This window comes from Actinoplanes sp. CA-142083, from assembly GCF_050942195.1.
Lineage (GTDB): Bacteria > Actinomycetota > Actinomycetes > Mycobacteriales > Micromonosporaceae > Actinoplanes.
The window spans coordinates 3,364,052-3,378,930 of the sequence record NZ_CP192076.1; the positions used below are offsets into that span (position 1 = coordinate 3,364,052).

The window sequence follows — 14,879 nt, forward strand, 5'->3', positions numbered from 1 at the left end:
GTACGCTGTCCGGGTGCATAGCCCCACCGTCGGCCGGCAGCGGCCCAAGGACCGCAAGGACCGCATCGCCCAGGTCGCCGCCGAGCTCTTCTGCGAGCGGGGCTACCACGGCGTCAGCCTCGAGGACATCGCCGGCGTCGTCGGCATCAGCGCCCCCGCGGTGTATCGGCATTTCGAGAACAAGTACGCGATTCTCGTCGCCGCGACCCGGGACCTGATCGACGCGACGCTGACCGCGACGGCTCTGCCGTTGCGCGAGGATGCGTGGGACTCGCTCGACGATCTCCTCGACGCGCTCGCCCGTCTCGCGGTGACGCATCGCAAGACCGCTGGACTCTACCAGTGGGTGTGGCGGCATCTGACCCGCGAGCACCAGGCCGAGGTCCGCGACGACCTCGACGAGCTGGTCCGCCGGGTGTCGGTGTCCCTTTTCGAGGCCCGTCCCGACCTGGGCACCGCCGACGCGGAGGCGACGACGCGGGCGACGTTCAGCATCTTCGGCAGCCTCGGCACGCACCGCGCCGTGATCGCCAAGGGCCGGGCCCAGCAGCTGCTGTTCCGGGCCGGCCGCGCCGTGCTGCAGGCCTCGCCGCCCACGCCGGTCTCGGGGTTCGCCGTCGGCGACCCGCCCGTGCGGGTTCCGGTCGGCGCCCGCCGCGAGATCATCCTCGCGGAATCGGTCCGCCTCTTCCGCATGCACGGCTACCACGACGTCAACATCGAGCTGATCGGGCACGCTTCCGGCATCAACGCGTCCAGCGTCTATCGTTACTTCCCCGGCAAGGCGGACATCCTCGCCGCCGCGTTCTACCGCGCCTCCGAGCGGGTCACCGAGGCTACGACGATCGCTCTCACCGGCGCCCGCGACGACCGTCAGGCCCTGCGCCGCATGATCGAGTCGTATGTGGATCTCACCTTCGAGCGCAGCGATCTCGTCACGGTCTACCTCGCCGAGAACAACAACCTGCCCGAGGGCGACCGGCACGAGCTGCGCAAGGTGCAGCGGCTGCACGTCGAGGAGTGGGTGCGGCTGCTGGTCGCCGTCCGGCCGGGCCTGGTGGCCGGGGAGGCGCGCGTGCTGACGCACGCGGCGCTCAACCTCGCGACCGACCTGAGCAGATGGGCACGCTTCGACCGCCGTACGGGGATGGACCGTCACCTCGTACGTCTCATGAATGTCGTCCTCCACGCATAAGTTAATCTACTTTCGCAGCCACCGACGGGTCTGAGGTGCGAAAAAATCGCGCCATACGCTCGGAGGTCTTCCCAAGAAGTTAACCGTCGTTTACGTTGCCGGAATGGAAGACGGTCTCTTCGGCGACGACGCGGTCATCCGGCGCGTGGCGCGCGAGGGGCTGCTGCTCGCCGGCGGTGGCCGGGCCACGCTGCTGCAGATCGCCCACCCCGGGGTCGCCCAGGGGGTCTACGACCACAGCGACTTCGCCGACCGGCCGCTCGACCGCCTGCGCGGCACGCTGAGCTACGTCTACGGCGTCCTCTTCGGCACTCGCGAGGAGGCGCGCGCGATCAGCCGCGCCGTCGCCGCCATGCACCGCCGGGTGACCGGCCCCGGCTACTTCGCCGACGATCCCGCCTTGCAGGTCTGGGTCACCGCCACGCTGTACGACACCGCGATGGTGCTCTATCAGCGCGTCGTCCGCCCGCTCTCCGCGGCCGACGCTGACGCCTGCTACCAGCAGTACAGCGTCCTGGCCACCTCGATCGGCTGCCCTTCGTCGGCTTGGCCGGCTGACCGGGCCGCGTTCGAGGCGTACTGGGACCACATGATCGGCACGCTGCGCGTCAGCGCCGAGGCCCGGGTGATCGCCAACGCGCTGATGTGGCAGCGCAACCTGCCGATCCCGCTGCGAACCGGCGTTCCGCTCAACCGCTTCGTCACGATCGGCCTGCTGCCGGCGCCGATCCGGGCGGGCTACCACTTCGCCTGGTCGCCGCGCCGGCAGCGCCTGCTCGACCGCGGCCTGGCCGCCACATCGGTGGTCTACCCACACCTGCCGCATCGCGTCCGCGACGCGGCGAAGGACTACTACCTCAAGGATCTCCGCCGGCGCTTCGACCGGCGGCGTCACCCGATAACCACCTGAAACCCCTTCCTTGCTTCCGATGGCTGAGGAGGCCGCGTAATGGATGACACCCTCGCCCGGCGGTGCGCCGAGACCGCCCGAGGGCTGACCGTTCCCGCCCTGCTCCACCGCAATGCCACCGAATTCGCCGACCTGCCCGCCCTCGGCATGCTCGGGGGCGAACGCGTGCTTACTTGGCGCGAGTTGCGCGACGAGATCGCAGCACTTTCCCGTGGCCTCGCCGACCTCGGGCTGCGCGCCGGGGACCGGATGCTGATCATGATGTCCGGCCGCGTCGAGCACTGGATCGCCGATCTCGCGGCCGTCCACCTCGGCGCCGTGCCGTCCACTGTGTACGCCACGCTCGCGCCCGACCAGCTGCGCTACCTGGCAGAGCACAGCGCCGCGCCGTTCCTGGTCCTCGAGAGCTCGGAGATGGTGGCCCGCTGGAAGCCGATCCTGGACTCCCTGGAGAACCCGCCGCGGGTCCTTGTGGTCGACGGTTCACTTCGCGAGGCCGCTTCGCGCGGAGCCGAGCTCCACCAGGCCGATCCGTCGGCCTTCGAGCAGGCCTGGCGGCAGGTGCAGCCGTCCGACCCGGTCACCCTGCTCTACACGTCGGGCACCACCGGGGATCCGAAGGGCGTCGTTCTCACCCACGCGAACGTGATCTATCAATCCGTGACGCTCGAGGCGACCGTGACCACCCCGGACCACCCGCACTCGCTGGCGTACCTGCCGCTCGCGCACATCGCCGAGCGGATGCTGGGCATCTACAACCCGATCTACCGGGCCGGGCACGTGACGATCTGCCCCGACCCGGCTCAGCTGCTCGCGGGCCTGGTCACCGTGCGGCCGGTGTCGTTCTTCGGCGTGCCGCGCATCTGGGAGAAGTTCGTCGCCGGGCTGCAGGCGCAGCTGGCGGTGGCCGATCCGGCGGTGCGGGGCGCGGTCGCGGCGGCGAGCGCGGTGGCTTCCGAGGCCTATGAGCTGCGCGGCGCCTCGCGTGCGATTCCGCCTGAACTTGCCGCGCGCTTCGAAGCGATGGACGCCCAGGTGCTCCGGCCGCTGCGGGCCAAGCTCGGGCTCGACAACATGCTCTGGGCGGGCAGCGGGGCCGCGCCGATCCCGGTCGAGGTGCTGCGCTACCTGGCGGGCATCGGCGTCGACGTGCTCGAGGTCTGGGGAATGACCGAGACGACGGGCACCGCGACGATCAACACCCCCGACCATTTCCGTACGGGCACGGTCGGGCGCGTCAATCCGGGGATGGAGTTGCGGCTCGCCGAGGACGGGGAGATCTTCGTCCGGGGCCCGCTGGTCTGCGCCGGATACCTCCGCGCCGACGGTGGGGTGGAGCCGGTTGTGGACGACGAAGGATGGCTCGCGACCGGGGACGTGGGCGTGCTCGACGAGGACGGCTACCTCACGATCACCGACCGGAAGAAAGAACTGATCATCAACTCCAGCGGGAAGAACATCTCGCCGGCCCAGATCGAGAACGCTCTGCGCGCGCACCCGTTGATCGCCCAGGCGGTGGCGATCGGCGACCGCCGGCCGTACGTGACGGCCTTGATCGTCCTTGATGAGGAGACGGCGCCGTTGTGGGCCCGCGCCCACGACATCGCGGACACGACGATCGCTTCACTTGCCGCGCATCCGCTGGTGCTCGAGGAGATCTCGTCGGCGGTCGCCGCGGCCAACGAGAAGCTGGCGCGTCCTGAGCAGGTCAAGACGTTCCGTGTGCTGTCCACCGTCTGGACGCCGGTGAGCGGCGAGCTCACCCCGACCTTGAAACTGCGGCGCCGGATCGTGGCGGAGAAGTACGCGGCCGACATCGACGGGCTGTATCAAGCCGGGGAGTGATCAGGATCCATGCGGGGCCGGTCCGCAGCGCTGCGCGGGCCGGCCCTGGTGCGTGTCGGGGCCGATCCGCGCGTCGCTTCTGGCGAGCCCCGGCGCGGTAAAGCGATCGTCAGACGCGGCGCAGGTGTTCGGCGGGGAGGTCGGGGCTCGGGGCGGGGGCGCCGAGGTCGGAAGGGCTGTAGCCGGTGGGGTAGCCCGGATAGGTGCGGTTGCGCTTGGAGACGCCCAGGAGCGAGTGGCGGCGCGGTGGGAACAGGCGCAGGGCGGCGGCTCGCGCGCGCAGTCCGGTGGCGGCCGCCTTGCCCACCCAGGCGGGGGCGGGGTCGAAGCCGAAGGCGGCGAGCATGCGGGGGTCGAGCATGCCGCGGACGCCCAGGCGGACCGCGGGGCGGAGGAACGCGGGGAACCAGGCGGCGAAGAGGCCGACCGTGTACTCGCCGATGCGCCGGTTGGTGTCCGAGTAGACGAAATGGCGGGCCTCGTAGTCCCGCTTGAAGGCGGCGTACGTCTCGTAGTCGTCGGGGATGTTGTGAATGTTCATTCGCGTGCCGACGGCGCGGTAGTAGTGGAAGGCCGCCTCGCGCTCGTGGGGGTGCAGCGGGCGCCAGCCGTAGGAGTCGAGCCAGTCGATGGGGTCGTAGATGAAGGTGGAGAGGACGTAGAGCATATCGTCGTTGGTGATGGCGTAGCGGCCGTGGGCGCGGTTGACGACCCGTAGGGCCTCGCGGCCGCGAGGTGATTCGTAGCCGTGGGCGGCGATCTCGGCCATCAGCAGCGCGGTGTCGTCGTAGCGCTTCTGGGGGCGCTTCTCGAACTCGCCGGTGGCGGCCAGCAGGCGGGAGATGCTCGGCACGCAGTAGGTGCGGAACAGGGCGAACTCGAGGGCCCGCGTGTAGTCCCAGGGGAACTCCACGCCGGCGGAGATCTGGTAGATCTCGAGGTGGTCCCGGGACGGGTTCAGGGCGGCGATCCGGTCCCGGTTGCGGTAACGGCGGCGGGTCATGCGGTCATCAACTCCCTCACCTGGGCCAGCAGGCGGGCGGAATCGCCTACCGGGGTCACGTTGAGAACAGTTACGCCGGATTCGGCGAAGGCCTGCAGACGATCGCGTACGTAGGACGCCGTGCCGACGAGGCTGGTTCGTTCCAGAAGCTCGGCCGGGACGGCGGCGGCCGCCTCGTCCTTGCGGCCGGCCAGATACAGCTCCTGGATCTTGTCGGCCTCGGCCTCGTAGCCGTACCTGGCCACCAGATCGTGGTAGAAGTTGCGGCTGCGGGCGCCCACACCACCTACATACAGGGCGATCAGCGGCCGAGCCAGATCCCGCAGGCCCGTGACATCGTCGCCGATCGCCAGGAGGCCGCCGGCGACCACCTCCAGAGGGGGCATGTCGGGGGAGCGGCGGGCAAGGCCGGCGGAGAGGGCGGAACCCCAGACGTCGGCCGCCTTCTCCGGGACGTACAGGAAAGGCAGCCAACCCTCCGCGAGCGCGGCAGTGAGCCGGACGTTGCTCTCACCCAACGCGGCGATGTAAATCGGGATTCGGTCGCGGACCGGGTGCGTGAGCATTTTGAGGGGTTTGCCCAGACCACCGGGGAGCGGCAATTGGTAGATGCCGTCGTGCTGCAGGATTTCGCGCCGCCAGGCGGCGCGGCAGATCTCGATGATCTCGCGGGTGCGGGCGACCGGGCGGTCGTACGGCACGCCGTGCCAACCCTCGATAACTTGTGGGCCGGACGCGCCGAGACCGAGGATCGCGCGGCCCCCGGAGACGGCGTCGAGGCCCGCCGCGGTCTGGGCCAGCAAGGCGGGCGTGCGGGAGAACAGCGGCAGGATCGACGAGCCGATCTGGACCCGCTCGGTTCTCGCGCCGAGATAGCCCATGATCGTGGGGGCGTCGAAGCCGTACGCCTCGGACACCCACACGATGTCGAGGCCGGCGCGTTCCCAGCTCGCTACCTCGTCCGCGGCGGCGCGCGGGTCACCCGCGTACGTCAAAGAGGTGGACAGGCGCATCGCCCGGCTCCTTCGGGTATTTGATATTTGATAGCGTCTGTCGGATGCGACCCCAGCTTTCCGAAGAGGTAGCGGCCGCGCTGCGCGAACGGATCATGTCGGGCGAGCTGCGGCCCGGCGCCCGGGTGCGGCTCGAGGAGGTCGCCGCCCAGCTCGGCGTCAGCATCACGCCGGTCCGCGAGGCGCTGCTGACGCTGCGCGGCGAGGACATGGTCGTGCTCGAGCCGCGCAAGGGGTACGTGGTCGCGCCGCTGTCCAAGCAGGATGTCGTCGACCTGTTCCAGCTTCAGGGCGACATCGCGGGTGAGCTGGCGGCCCGCGTCGCCGAGCGGATCACCGACGCGCAGCTGGACGAGCTGACGGTCGCGAACCGGGCGCTGGTGCGGGCGGCCCGGGCCCGCAAGATCGAGGACGTCGAGCGGCTGGAGTACGAGTTCCACCGCACGATCAACCGGCTGGCCGAGGCGCGCAAGCTGAGCTGGTTCCTGCATACGGCGACGCGGTATACGCCGGCCCGGTTCTACGCCTCGGATCAGGCGTGGCGCGAGGGCATGCGCTCGGACCACGACATGTTGCTGCAGGCGTTCGCCGACCGGCACGCGACGGCCGCGCGCACGCTGATGACCAGCCACTTCACCAACGGCGCCGACCTGCTCATCAAGCACCTCGACGACCTGGGCATCTGGACCTGAGCGGCCGCCCGACCGCGCCACAGGTCCGGCGCGAGCCGGCGCAGCGTGGCCAGGCCGCGTTCGAACCGTTCCAGGCCCGGCACTGTCGGCGCGGGCGTTGTGCGGACGGTCGGGCGCTGACGGGGAGCCGCCGGTCATCGGGCTCCACGGGCGTGCCGTAGCCGGAAAATCTTGGCGGCCCGGTCGAGGACCGCCTGGTCGCGGCCGAGGCGCATCAGGTCCATCGGGGCGGCGAACCGGCGCCATGTCACCGACTGGGGCCGGCTGAACTCGCGCAGGCCGTCGGGGCCGTGGATGCGACCGAAGCCCGAGTCGCCGACGCCACCGAAAGGCAGGGCGGGAATGGCGGCGAAACCGAGCACCCCATTGACGGAGGCCGCGCCGGTGCGGAGGCGGCCGGCCAGAGCCACCGCGCCGCGACGGTTGGCGGAGAAGATCGAGGCGGCCAGGCCGTAACGCGAGTTGTTGGCCAGGCGAACGGCCTCGTCGAGGTTGTCCACAGGGTTGACGACCAGGGTGGGGCCGAACGTCTCGTCGGTCATCGCGGCGCTGTCCTCGGGGACCTCGGTGAGGATCACCGGCTGGATGTACGGCGCATCGACCGACTCGGTGCCGCCGACCACGGCCTTGCCGCCGTGGGCCAGCGCGTCGGCGATGTGGTCGCGCACGATGTCGACCTGCGTGGCCACGGTCATCGGCCCGTAGGGAAGCTGGCTGGGCTCGAGTGACTCGGCGATCGCCTTGAGGCGGGCGAGGAAATCCCGATAAACCGGTCTCTCCACATAGACCCGCTCGACGCCCGCGCAGGTCTGGCCGGCGTTGCCGAATCCGCCGAACGCGGCGGCCTTCGCGGCGGCGTCCAGATCGGCGTCGGCCGCGACGATCATCGCGTCCTTGCCGCCGCCCTCGATCACCACCGGCGTCAGCGTCTGCGCGCAGGCCGCCATCACCTTGCGGCCCGTGGCCGCCGATCCCGTGAACGCCACCTTGTCGGCGCCCGCCGAGCAAAGCGCCGCCCCGGTCTCACCACCGCCGGTCACTACCTGCAGGACCGCCGCGCCGACACTCGCAGGGTCTAGCGCCGAGGGACCCGCCGCCGTAGAGCCCTCCGCCATGGTGCCCGTCGCCGCGGAGTCCCTCGCAATGGTGCCCGTCGCCGAGGAGTGCGTTGACGGCGAGGAGTGCGTTGACGGCGTGGAGTGCGTTGACGGCATGGAGTGCGTTGACGCCGAGGAGTGCGCTGACGCCGTGGAGGTCGCGGTCGCCGCGGAACCCACCGCCGACGCCCACGCCTCGGCGAGCCACACGCCGGTCTTCGGCGTGTGCTCGCTCGGCTTGAACACCACCGCGTTGCCGGCCGCCAGCGCGTACGAGATCGAACCCATCGGCGTATACACCGGGTAGTTCCACGGGCCGATCACGGCGATCACGCCCAGCGGCTTGTAGGAGAGCGCCGCGCCCTGGTCGGCCGCCAGCAATCCGGAACGGACCCGGCGGCTGCGCAGGACCCGGGAAGCGTTGCGGGCGGCCCAATCCAGGTGCTCGACCGCCAGCATCACCTCGAGCAGCGCGTCGCCGACCGGCTTTCCGGTCTCCTCGCTGATCACCGCGGACAACTCGTCGGAGCGGGCCGCGATCACCCGTTTCCAGGCGAGGAGGTGGTCCCGGCGCTCCCGGAAGGACAGCCCGCCCCACCAGCCGGCCGCGGCACGCGCGCGGGTGACGAACGGTTCGACGGCGACCGACGTGGTGGCGACCATGACACCCTCCAGATTTGATATTTGATATGTTACGGTCGCTGTCAATCCCGGCGGTGACCGAGGAAAACCCGGCGAAGGGGATTGACATGGATCTCGATCTGACCGATGAGCAACGCGCCTTCGCCGAAGCCATAAACGATTTCTGCAAGCGTGAGACCGGCACCCGGCAACAGCGCGACCAGCTCACCGACGGCGGCAGCCACGCGCACAACCAGGCGCTCTACCAGAAGCTCGCCGATCTGGGCTGGCTCGAGGTGGGCGCCGGCGCGGGCAGCATGGTCGACACCTGCCTGTTCCTCGAGCACACGGCCTACGGCATGGCGCCCATCGGCGGCTTCGCCACCTCGGCCATCGTCGCCGGGGCGATCGAGCGTTTCGGCACCCAGGCCCAGAAAGAGGCGGTGCTCGGCGGGGTCGCGGCCGGACGGACGTACTCGATCGCCATGTCCGAACCGGAAGCCGGCTCCGACGTCGCCGCCCTCGCCTGCCGCGCCGAAGCCGCCGACGGCGGCGGTTTTGTGATCACCGGGCAGAAGACCTGGTGCTCCAACGCGCACTTCGCCGACGCGATCCTGCTGGTCGCGCGCACCTCGGGCGGGCCCGGCGACCACGACGGCCTGACCATGCTGCTGGTGCCGGGCGACGCCGAGGGCCTGCGGGTCAGCGGCATCGACACGATGGGCGGGCGCGAGGTCAACGACCTGTACTTCACCGATTGCCGCGTGCCCGCCGACGCGGTGGTCGGCGCGGTCGACCAGGGCTGGCGGCAGCTGATGGCCGGCCTCAACCTCGAGCGCCTGATCCTCGCCGCGCTGATGCTCGGCACCGCGCGGCGCGCCTTCGACGACGCGCTCACTTATGTGCGGGAGCGCCGCCAGTTCGGCCGACCTGTCGGAACGTTCCAGGCCCTGCGCCACCGTCTCGCCGACCTGGCCACCGAGATCGAGTGCTGCAAGTTACTCGTCTATCGCACCGCCGAGCTCGTCGACCGCGACCCCGCGCGCGTGCTGCCGCGGGAAAGCTCGATGGTCAAGCTCAAGACCACCGAGGTGGCGCGCGAGGTCGCGCTGGCCGGCATGCAGATGATGGGCGGCTACGGATACGCCACCGAATACGACATGGAACGCCACGTGCGCGCCGCGCTGGTCTCCACCGTCTACGGCGGCACGAGCGAGATCCAGCGCGACATCATCGGCAAGACGCTCGGGCTATAGCTTCGCGGCGATGATGGGCGCCAGGCGGTCGGCCAGCTTGCGGTGGCCGGCGTCCGTCGGGTGCGTGCCGTCGGTGTAGTCGGCGGTGGTCAGCCAGCCTTCGGTCGGCACGTAATAGACATTCGCGTCGCCGGCCGCGTTGCGGGTCTGTACCGCCGCCTGGGTCTGTGCGCCGAAGCGCTTGCAGAGCGTTTGAAGGGCAAAGACTTTCGCGTACGGGTACTTCGCGCGCACCTCTTCGAGCAGATGCAGGTAGTGGGGCTGGAACGTGGTGGTGTGCGTGCCGTGGGCGAGGTCGTTGGTGCCCAGGTTGATGACCACCGCGTCGGCCGTGTAGCGGGAGAAGTCCCACGCCGGTGAGGTGGAGGCGCTGCTCAGCTTGAGGAAGTAATCCTCGAGTCCCACGCACCCGTCGGCTGTGGTCACCAGGCAGGCGCCGCCCTGGGCGATCTGCGTGTGCCGGGCGCCGAGGCGCTCGCCGATCAGCCACCCGTACGCTGTCAGCGCGTTTTTCGAGGTCGTGGTGCCGACCGTGATCGAGTCGCCGATGAACTCGAGAAGCTTGGCGGGCCGCGGGAGCGCGTACGTCGAGGCGCCCGAATCCAGGATCAGGCCTTGGAAGACCGCGTCGCCGTGATACGAGCCCGCCACCACCCGGTACGAAACGCGCAGCGTGTGCCGCCCGGACGCCAGCTTGGTGGGCGTGAGGTCGACCGTACCCGTGCGGTTGGTCAGGTATTGATCTTGACCGCCGTCGATGCTGTAGAAGAGGTCGATGCTGTTGCGCTGCTTGAGTTTCACGGTCGTGCCGGTGAAACCGGTGGTGAGGTAGGCGCCGGCCCAGGCGGGGACGTAGGCGGCGGCATTGCTCGTGTTCCAGCGCCCGACGTAAGCGATATTCGCATCGGTCGGCGAGCCGTCGCCGGTGGCCGCGGCGGCCGGCTGTGCGACGGCCCCGGTTGCCAGGAGCGTCAGGGCCGCGACTGTGGACAGCCGCCGGAGGTGTGCCATGGCTCGGTCCTTCCGTGGATGACTCGGGAGCGCTCCCATATTTATAGCAGTCAATATATGCGGATCGTGAGGGAGAATGTTGACCATGGTTGCCTTCGAGCTCGCGGTCCAGGACAAGTACGGCCTCACGGTGGCGGCATGCCTCGCCGCCGAAGGGGTGGACCGGATAGAGCTGTGTTCCGCGCTCGCGCTGGGCGGCCTCACGCCGTCACTGGGCCTGATCCTCACGGCAGCCGCGGCGCCGGGCATGCCGCCGGTGCATGTGCTCATCCGCCCGCGGCCCGGCGGGTTCGTCTACACGCCCGACGAGGCGGCCGTCATGACCGCCGACATCGGCTATGCGGTGAGCGCAGGCGCGGCCGGGGTGGTGGTCGGCGGCGTCCGCGACGGCAAGGTGGACACCGAGCTGATGAAGCGTGTCATCGACGCCGCGGGCGAACGGCCGGTAACTTTCCACCGCGCCTTCGACACGCTGGAAGGCCCGGCCGAGGCGGTGGAGACCCTGATCGATCTGGGCGTCGCCCGGATCCTGGCCTCGGCCACCGACCTCGCCACCCTCGCGACCGCGGTCGAGACGGCCGCCGGAGGCATCGAAATCATGGCGGGCGGCGGCGTGCGCCCGCACCTGGTCGAAAAGATCGTTCGCACCGGGGCGGACGCGATTCACGCTTCCGCCAAGCACACCGTCCCCGACCCGGGCGGCCTCGACGGCGAGCGCACGCGCGAGACCACCGACGAGGAGGAGGCGCTCCGGATCATCGCCGCCCTGCGAGCGGCGACGGCCTAGCGCCGCCGAGCGGTGCCCAGCTCATCGCCCACCTCCGCACCCACCGCCGCCCGTCCCACCCGCCATGCGGGGCGCAGCGGCCGGTTACGGCTGGCGACGGTCGCCGTGAGGGGCGCTGGATGACGGCCGCCGTGCGGGGCGGTGGGTGATGGTCGCCGGGCGGGGCGGTGGGTGATGGTCGCCGTGCGGGGCGGTGGGTGATGGTCGCCGTGCGGGGCGCTGGGTGACGGCCGCCGTGCGGGGCGGCGGCCGGTTAGCGCCGCCGCGATCACCGCCGGGCGGGGAGCGGCGACGCCTTGGCTTCGCCGAAGCGGACCTGGGAGACCGGGCGGAACCGGTCGTCCAGCGTGACGAGCAGGCTGATCAGCAGCGAGAAGAACAGTGCGGCTCCGAGGTTGAGGTCTCCGCCGACCTTGTTGATCAGCCAGCTCGCGCCGACGACGAGCCCGGCGTTGACCACCGCTCGCGCCGCGAACGACGCCGCGGCCGACTCCACGCTGCCGGCCCGCCGGGCCACCGCGAGGCTGAGGGCCACGTTGACCACCACGAACGCGCCGATGCCGATGAACAGCTCCAACTCGCTGGACCGCACGCCCGGCAGCACCTCGCCGTAGATCACGCAAAGCAGCCCGATGAGCACCACCATCTCGAGTGTCGACGACGACCAGACCCGCCAGTGCGACGAGACCCACTGATCGCGCTCGGCCGCGGTGTCCATCTCCTCCGGCAGCGGATCGGCCGCCACGCGCCAACTCCAGGCCGGTGCGGGCAGCCGCGGCCACAGCCAGAGCCATACCCACAGCGCGGCGGCGATGATGAGCACCGCGAGGACCGGGCCGAGCCACGGGTAATCCCGCAGCGTGTCGGTGAAGTCGAGTTGCGCGACGTGGATCCACCACTCCTGCGGCAACTTCACGAAAATCCAGATGCAGGCGGCGGTGATCACCCACCGGCGATAACTCACGGTCGCCGGGTTCCAGCGCAGACGCACGATCTCGTACGCGATGAAGAAGTACTCGAAAGTGTTCGGGAAGATCAGCAGCAGCGGGCGCCAGTCGAGCAGTTCGAACAGCACCACCCCGGCGAACCGGTAGAAGAAGAGGAACCGTGCGACCTGGAACGCCGGATAACTTGTCCAGTTCCGCAGGACCGTGAGGTAGGCGACGGACAGGTAGAACATGTCCATCGCCTTGTCGTAGCCCTGATAACCAGGCGGGTCGTAGCCGAACCACTGGAAGATCGTCTGGTCGATGCCATCGAGGATCAGCGCCGCGACGATCGCCGGAAGCGGCCAGCGCGGGATCAGCAGCGGCACGACGAAACGTGCCCCGACCACGGCCAGGAAGACCAGCGTCGCTTCAGCGCTCATGCGGGACCTCCGACCCGGAATTCCCGGATCGTCGCAGGCCACCGCGGCCGTACACAAGATTTGGGCCTTGCTTTCATCTGTTGCGGATGAGTCCCGGGTGCCGAAAGAATGGCGGCCACAGTGGAGTGAGGTGATCGTCGATGACCGACGAGGTGGACTCCGGAGTGCCGCAGACCGCGCGAATCTGGAATTACTGGCTGGGCGGGACCGACAACTTCCCGGTCGACCGGGAGGTGGGCGATCAGATCCGGCTGGCCTTCCCGCAGATCGTCGACAACGCCCGGGCGTCGCGCGCTTTCCTGGTCCGCGCGGTGTCGTGGGTGACCGAGGCCGGCATCCGCCAGTTCCTGGACGTGGGCACCGGCCTGCCGACCGCCGACAACACGCACGAGATCGCCCAGCGCATCGCGCCGTTGTCACGCATCGTCTACGTCGACAACGATCCGCTCGTGCTCGTGCACGCCCGGCAGCTGCTGACCAGCGATCCGGCCGGGGTGACGCAGTACATCGACGCCGACGGCCGCGACTCGGCCACCGTGCTGGCGCGGGCGGCCGAGACGCTCGACTTCACCCAACCGGTCGCGCTGATCATGTCGGGCATCCTCGGCCACGTCACCGACGACGACGTGGCCCGGCGCATGGTCCGCGAGTATGTGGCCGCGCTGGCGCCGGGCAGCTACTTCATCGCGCTGGACGGCTCGCACAGCGCCGAGCACGGGGAGGCCGAGAAGATCTGGAACGAGCAGGCGAATCCGCCCTATCTTCTGCGTAGTCACGCCGAGTTCAGCGGCTTCTTCGACCGCCTCGAGATGGTCGAACCGGGAGTAACTTCGGCACCGCTGTGGCACCCGTCGACCGCCGACGCCAAACCGCTCGACGTGGTGTGCGGAGTAGCGCGGAAACCCTGATCGTCGGCCGCGGGGCGCCGGCGGCGGGGCGCCGGCGGCGGGGCGCCGGCGGCGGGGCGCCGGCCGCAGGGCGCCGGCCGCGGGGCGCTGGTCGCGGGGCGCTGGTCGCGGGGCGCTGGTCGCAAGGCGCTGGGCGCGGGGTGCCGGGCGTAGCGCTGGCACTGGGGCGTGGGGCGCGAGCCGCCGGGTGTGAGGCGTTGGGCCGGGTGTGGGGCGCCGGGCGTGGGCGTAAAGAGTGCTTGCCGGTTGTCGGGCGGAGGCGCTACTCGCCCGTGGTGGCGGGGGCCGAGCGGGTCGCGTGCAATGCCGCCAGCAGCTGCAGGCGGTCGGCGTCGGCGGTGCCGGGCTCGGCGGTGAAGACCAGCATGACCGGGCCGGGGTTGCCGGGCAGGGGATAGGTGTCCCAGTCCAGCGTGATGTCGCCGACCTCCGGTACGCGGAAGCTCTTGGTGCCGCTGACCGACTCGCGGACGTCGTGCCGGGCCCACAACCGCCGGAACTCGGCGCTGCGGATGCTCAGCTCGCCGACGATCGCGGTGGCGCGGGGATGGGTGGGGTCGGTGGCGACGGCGGCCCGCATCATGCCGATGTAGTCCAGGGCTTGGCTTTCCCAGTCGGGGCACGTCCGTTCGCTGGTGAAGGCGTCGTCGAACATCAGCAGGAGCATGTTGAGCCGGTCGGGCGGGTAGCCGTCGGGGTCGCCGAGCAGCGCCTCCGCCATCGGGTTCCAGTCGAGCAGGTCGAGGTGCCGGCCGAGGACGACCGCCGGAGTGTCCATCACCCGCAGCAGCCGCCGCGTGCTGTCGGGCACGCGTTCCGGCGCGCGGCTCACCGTGGCGGGCATCGGGCGGCGGGCGGCGTGGGCCAGGGTGAACATGTGCCGGCGTTCCTCGTCGTCGAGGCCGAGCGCGCCGGCAAGCGACTCCAGGACGTCGTCGGACGGGCGGACCTCGCGGCCCTGCTCCATCCGCTGGTAGTAGTCGGTGCTCAACCCGGCCAGCAGGGCCAGCTCCTCGCGCCGTAACCCGGTGACCTTGCGCCGCCCGCCCGGCTCGAGGCCGACATCGCGCGGGTGCAACCGGCCGCGCCGGGCGCGCAGGAAGTCGCCGAGCTCGCGAGCGTACGGGTGGGTCATGCCGCAAGTGTGCCGCGCCGCCGGGCACGCAGGGTAG

The 14,879-nt window shown here is 70.4% G+C and carries 13 protein-coding genes; 7 read left to right on the top strand and 6 right to left on the bottom strand.

The genetic code is table 11. From position 1 onward, the window contains the following. Window positions 1–13 precede the first annotated feature (13 nt). The 3 genes from ACQPZX_RS15380 to ACQPZX_RS15390 all read left to right on the top strand — a co-directional run bounded on the left by ACQPZX_RS15380 (window position 14) and on the right by ACQPZX_RS15390 (window position 3,950). Window positions 14–1,195 carry a TetR/AcrR family transcriptional regulator gene (locus tag ACQPZX_RS15380; protein WP_433380476.1) on the top strand — a complete coding sequence of 394 codons (1,182 nt, stop codon included), beginning with the start codon at window positions 14–16 and terminating at the stop codon, window positions 1,193–1,195. A 103-nt stretch (window positions 1,196–1,298) separates the two neighbouring features. Beyond that, window positions 1,299–2,105, top strand: a complete 807-nt coding sequence (locus ACQPZX_RS15385; RefSeq protein ID WP_433380479.1) for an oxygenase MpaB family protein — start codon at window positions 1,299–1,301, stop codon at window positions 2,103–2,105. 39 nt (window positions 2,106–2,144) lie between these two features. Next, window positions 2,145–3,950 carry an AMP-dependent synthetase/ligase gene (locus ACQPZX_RS15390; RefSeq protein ID WP_433380482.1) on the top strand — a complete coding sequence of 602 codons (1,806 nt, stop codon included), beginning with the start codon at window positions 2,145–2,147 and terminating at the stop codon, window positions 3,948–3,950. 109 nt (window positions 3,951–4,059) lie between these two features. Here the strand turns inward: ACQPZX_RS15390 and ACQPZX_RS15395 are convergent, their stop codons facing one another. After that, the gene (locus tag ACQPZX_RS15395; protein WP_433380485.1) at window positions 4,060–4,953 is read right to left on the bottom strand and encodes an oxygenase MpaB family protein; all 894 of its coding nucleotides are present in this window, start codon (window positions 4,951–4,953) and stop codon (window positions 4,060–4,062) included. Next, window positions 4,950–5,966, bottom strand: coding sequence for an LLM class F420-dependent oxidoreductase (locus ACQPZX_RS15400; RefSeq protein ID WP_433380488.1), 1,017 nt, complete (start codon window positions 5,964–5,966; stop codon window positions 4,950–4,952). The genes ACQPZX_RS15395 and ACQPZX_RS15400 overlap by 4 nt, the downstream gene beginning before the upstream one ends. A gap of 44 nt (window positions 5,967–6,010) precedes the next feature. Between ACQPZX_RS15400 and ACQPZX_RS15405 the strand changes: the two genes are divergently transcribed. After that, complete coding sequence (locus ACQPZX_RS15405) at window positions 6,011–6,658, top strand: GntR family transcriptional regulator (RefSeq protein WP_433380491.1); 648 nt, start codon at window positions 6,011–6,013, stop codon at window positions 6,656–6,658. A gap of 134 nt (window positions 6,659–6,792) precedes the next feature. Here ACQPZX_RS15405 and ACQPZX_RS15410 read toward each other — a convergent pair whose 3' ends face one another. Further along, on the bottom strand, window positions 6,793–8,418 hold the full coding sequence (locus ACQPZX_RS15410; protein ID WP_433380494.1) for an aldehyde dehydrogenase family protein: 1,626 nt from the start codon (window positions 8,416–8,418) through the stop codon (window positions 6,793–6,795). 86 nt (window positions 8,419–8,504) lie between these two features. On the opposite strand from ACQPZX_RS15410, the gene ACQPZX_RS15415 reads away from it, so the two are divergent. Continuing rightward, window positions 8,505–9,632, top strand: a complete 1,128-nt coding sequence (locus ACQPZX_RS15415) for an acyl-CoA dehydrogenase family protein (RefSeq protein ID WP_433380497.1) — start codon at window positions 8,505–8,507, stop codon at window positions 9,630–9,632. Here ACQPZX_RS15415 and ACQPZX_RS15420 read toward each other — a convergent pair. Beyond that, complete coding sequence (locus tag ACQPZX_RS15420) at window positions 9,627–10,643, bottom strand: GDSL-type esterase/lipase family protein (RefSeq protein WP_433380500.1); 1,017 nt, start codon at window positions 10,641–10,643, stop codon at window positions 9,627–9,629. The genes ACQPZX_RS15415 and ACQPZX_RS15420 overlap by 6 nt on opposite strands. 85 nt (window positions 10,644–10,728) lie before the next feature. On the opposite strand from ACQPZX_RS15420, the gene ACQPZX_RS15425 reads away from it, so the two are divergent. Then, window positions 10,729–11,430, top strand: coding sequence for a copper homeostasis protein CutC (locus ACQPZX_RS15425; RefSeq protein ID WP_433380503.1), 702 nt, complete (start codon window positions 10,729–10,731; stop codon window positions 11,428–11,430). A 268-nt stretch (window positions 11,431–11,698) separates the two neighbouring features. Here the strand turns inward: ACQPZX_RS15425 and ACQPZX_RS15430 are convergent, their stop codons facing one another. Beyond that, complete coding sequence (locus ACQPZX_RS15430) at window positions 11,699–12,799, bottom strand: hypothetical protein (protein WP_433380506.1); 1,101 nt, start codon at window positions 12,797–12,799, stop codon at window positions 11,699–11,701. Between the two features lie 140 nt (window positions 12,800–12,939). Between ACQPZX_RS15430 and ACQPZX_RS15435 the strand changes: the two genes are divergently transcribed. Then, entirely contained in the window at window positions 12,940–13,707 is a 768-nt protein-coding gene (locus tag ACQPZX_RS15435; RefSeq protein ID WP_433380509.1) for an SAM-dependent methyltransferase, read from the top strand. 262 nt (window positions 13,708–13,969) lie between these two features. On the opposite strand, the gene ACQPZX_RS15440 is transcribed toward ACQPZX_RS15435, so the two are convergent. Further along, a complete protein-coding gene (locus ACQPZX_RS15440; protein ID WP_433380512.1) occupies window positions 13,970–14,842 on the bottom strand; it encodes a helix-turn-helix transcriptional regulator in 873 nt (290 codons plus the stop codon). Window positions 14,843–14,879: the final 37 nt, after the last annotated feature.

Coding starts and splice junctions, on each gene's coding strand:
- ACQPZX_RS15425 (WP_433380503.1), top strand. CDS start 10,729: ATGGTTGCCTTCGAGCTCGCGGTCCAGGACAAGTACGGCCTCACGGTG.
- ACQPZX_RS15400 (WP_433380488.1), bottom strand. CDS start 5,966: ATGCGCCTGTCCACCTCTTTGACGTACGCGGGTGACCCGCGCGCCGCC.
- ACQPZX_RS15435 (WP_433380509.1), top strand. CDS start 12,940: ATGACCGACGAGGTGGACTCCGGAGTGCCGCAGACCGCGCGAATCTGG.
- ACQPZX_RS15415 (WP_433380497.1), top strand. CDS start 8,505: ATGGATCTCGATCTGACCGATGAGCAACGCGCCTTCGCCGAAGCCATA.
- ACQPZX_RS15395 (WP_433380485.1), bottom strand. CDS start 4,953: ATGACCCGCCGCCGTTACCGCAACCGGGACCGGATCGCCGCCCTGAAC.
- ACQPZX_RS15385 (WP_433380479.1), top strand. CDS start 1,299: ATGGAAGACGGTCTCTTCGGCGACGACGCGGTCATCCGGCGCGTGGCG.
- ACQPZX_RS15405 (WP_433380491.1), top strand. CDS start 6,011: ATGCGACCCCAGCTTTCCGAAGAGGTAGCGGCCGCGCTGCGCGAACGG.
- ACQPZX_RS15420 (WP_433380500.1), bottom strand. CDS start 10,643: ATGGCACACCTCCGGCGGCTGTCCACAGTCGCGGCCCTGACGCTCCTG.
- ACQPZX_RS15440 (WP_433380512.1), bottom strand. CDS start 14,842: ATGACCCACCCGTACGCTCGCGAGCTCGGCGACTTCCTGCGCGCCCGG.
- ACQPZX_RS15390 (WP_433380482.1), top strand. CDS start 2,145: ATGGATGACACCCTCGCCCGGCGGTGCGCCGAGACCGCCCGAGGGCTG.
- ACQPZX_RS15430 (WP_433380506.1), bottom strand. CDS start 12,799: ATGAGCGCTGAAGCGACGCTGGTCTTCCTGGCCGTGGTCGGGGCACGT.
- ACQPZX_RS15410 (WP_433380494.1), bottom strand. CDS start 8,418: ATGGTCGCCACCACGTCGGTCGCCGTCGAACCGTTCGTCACCCGCGCG.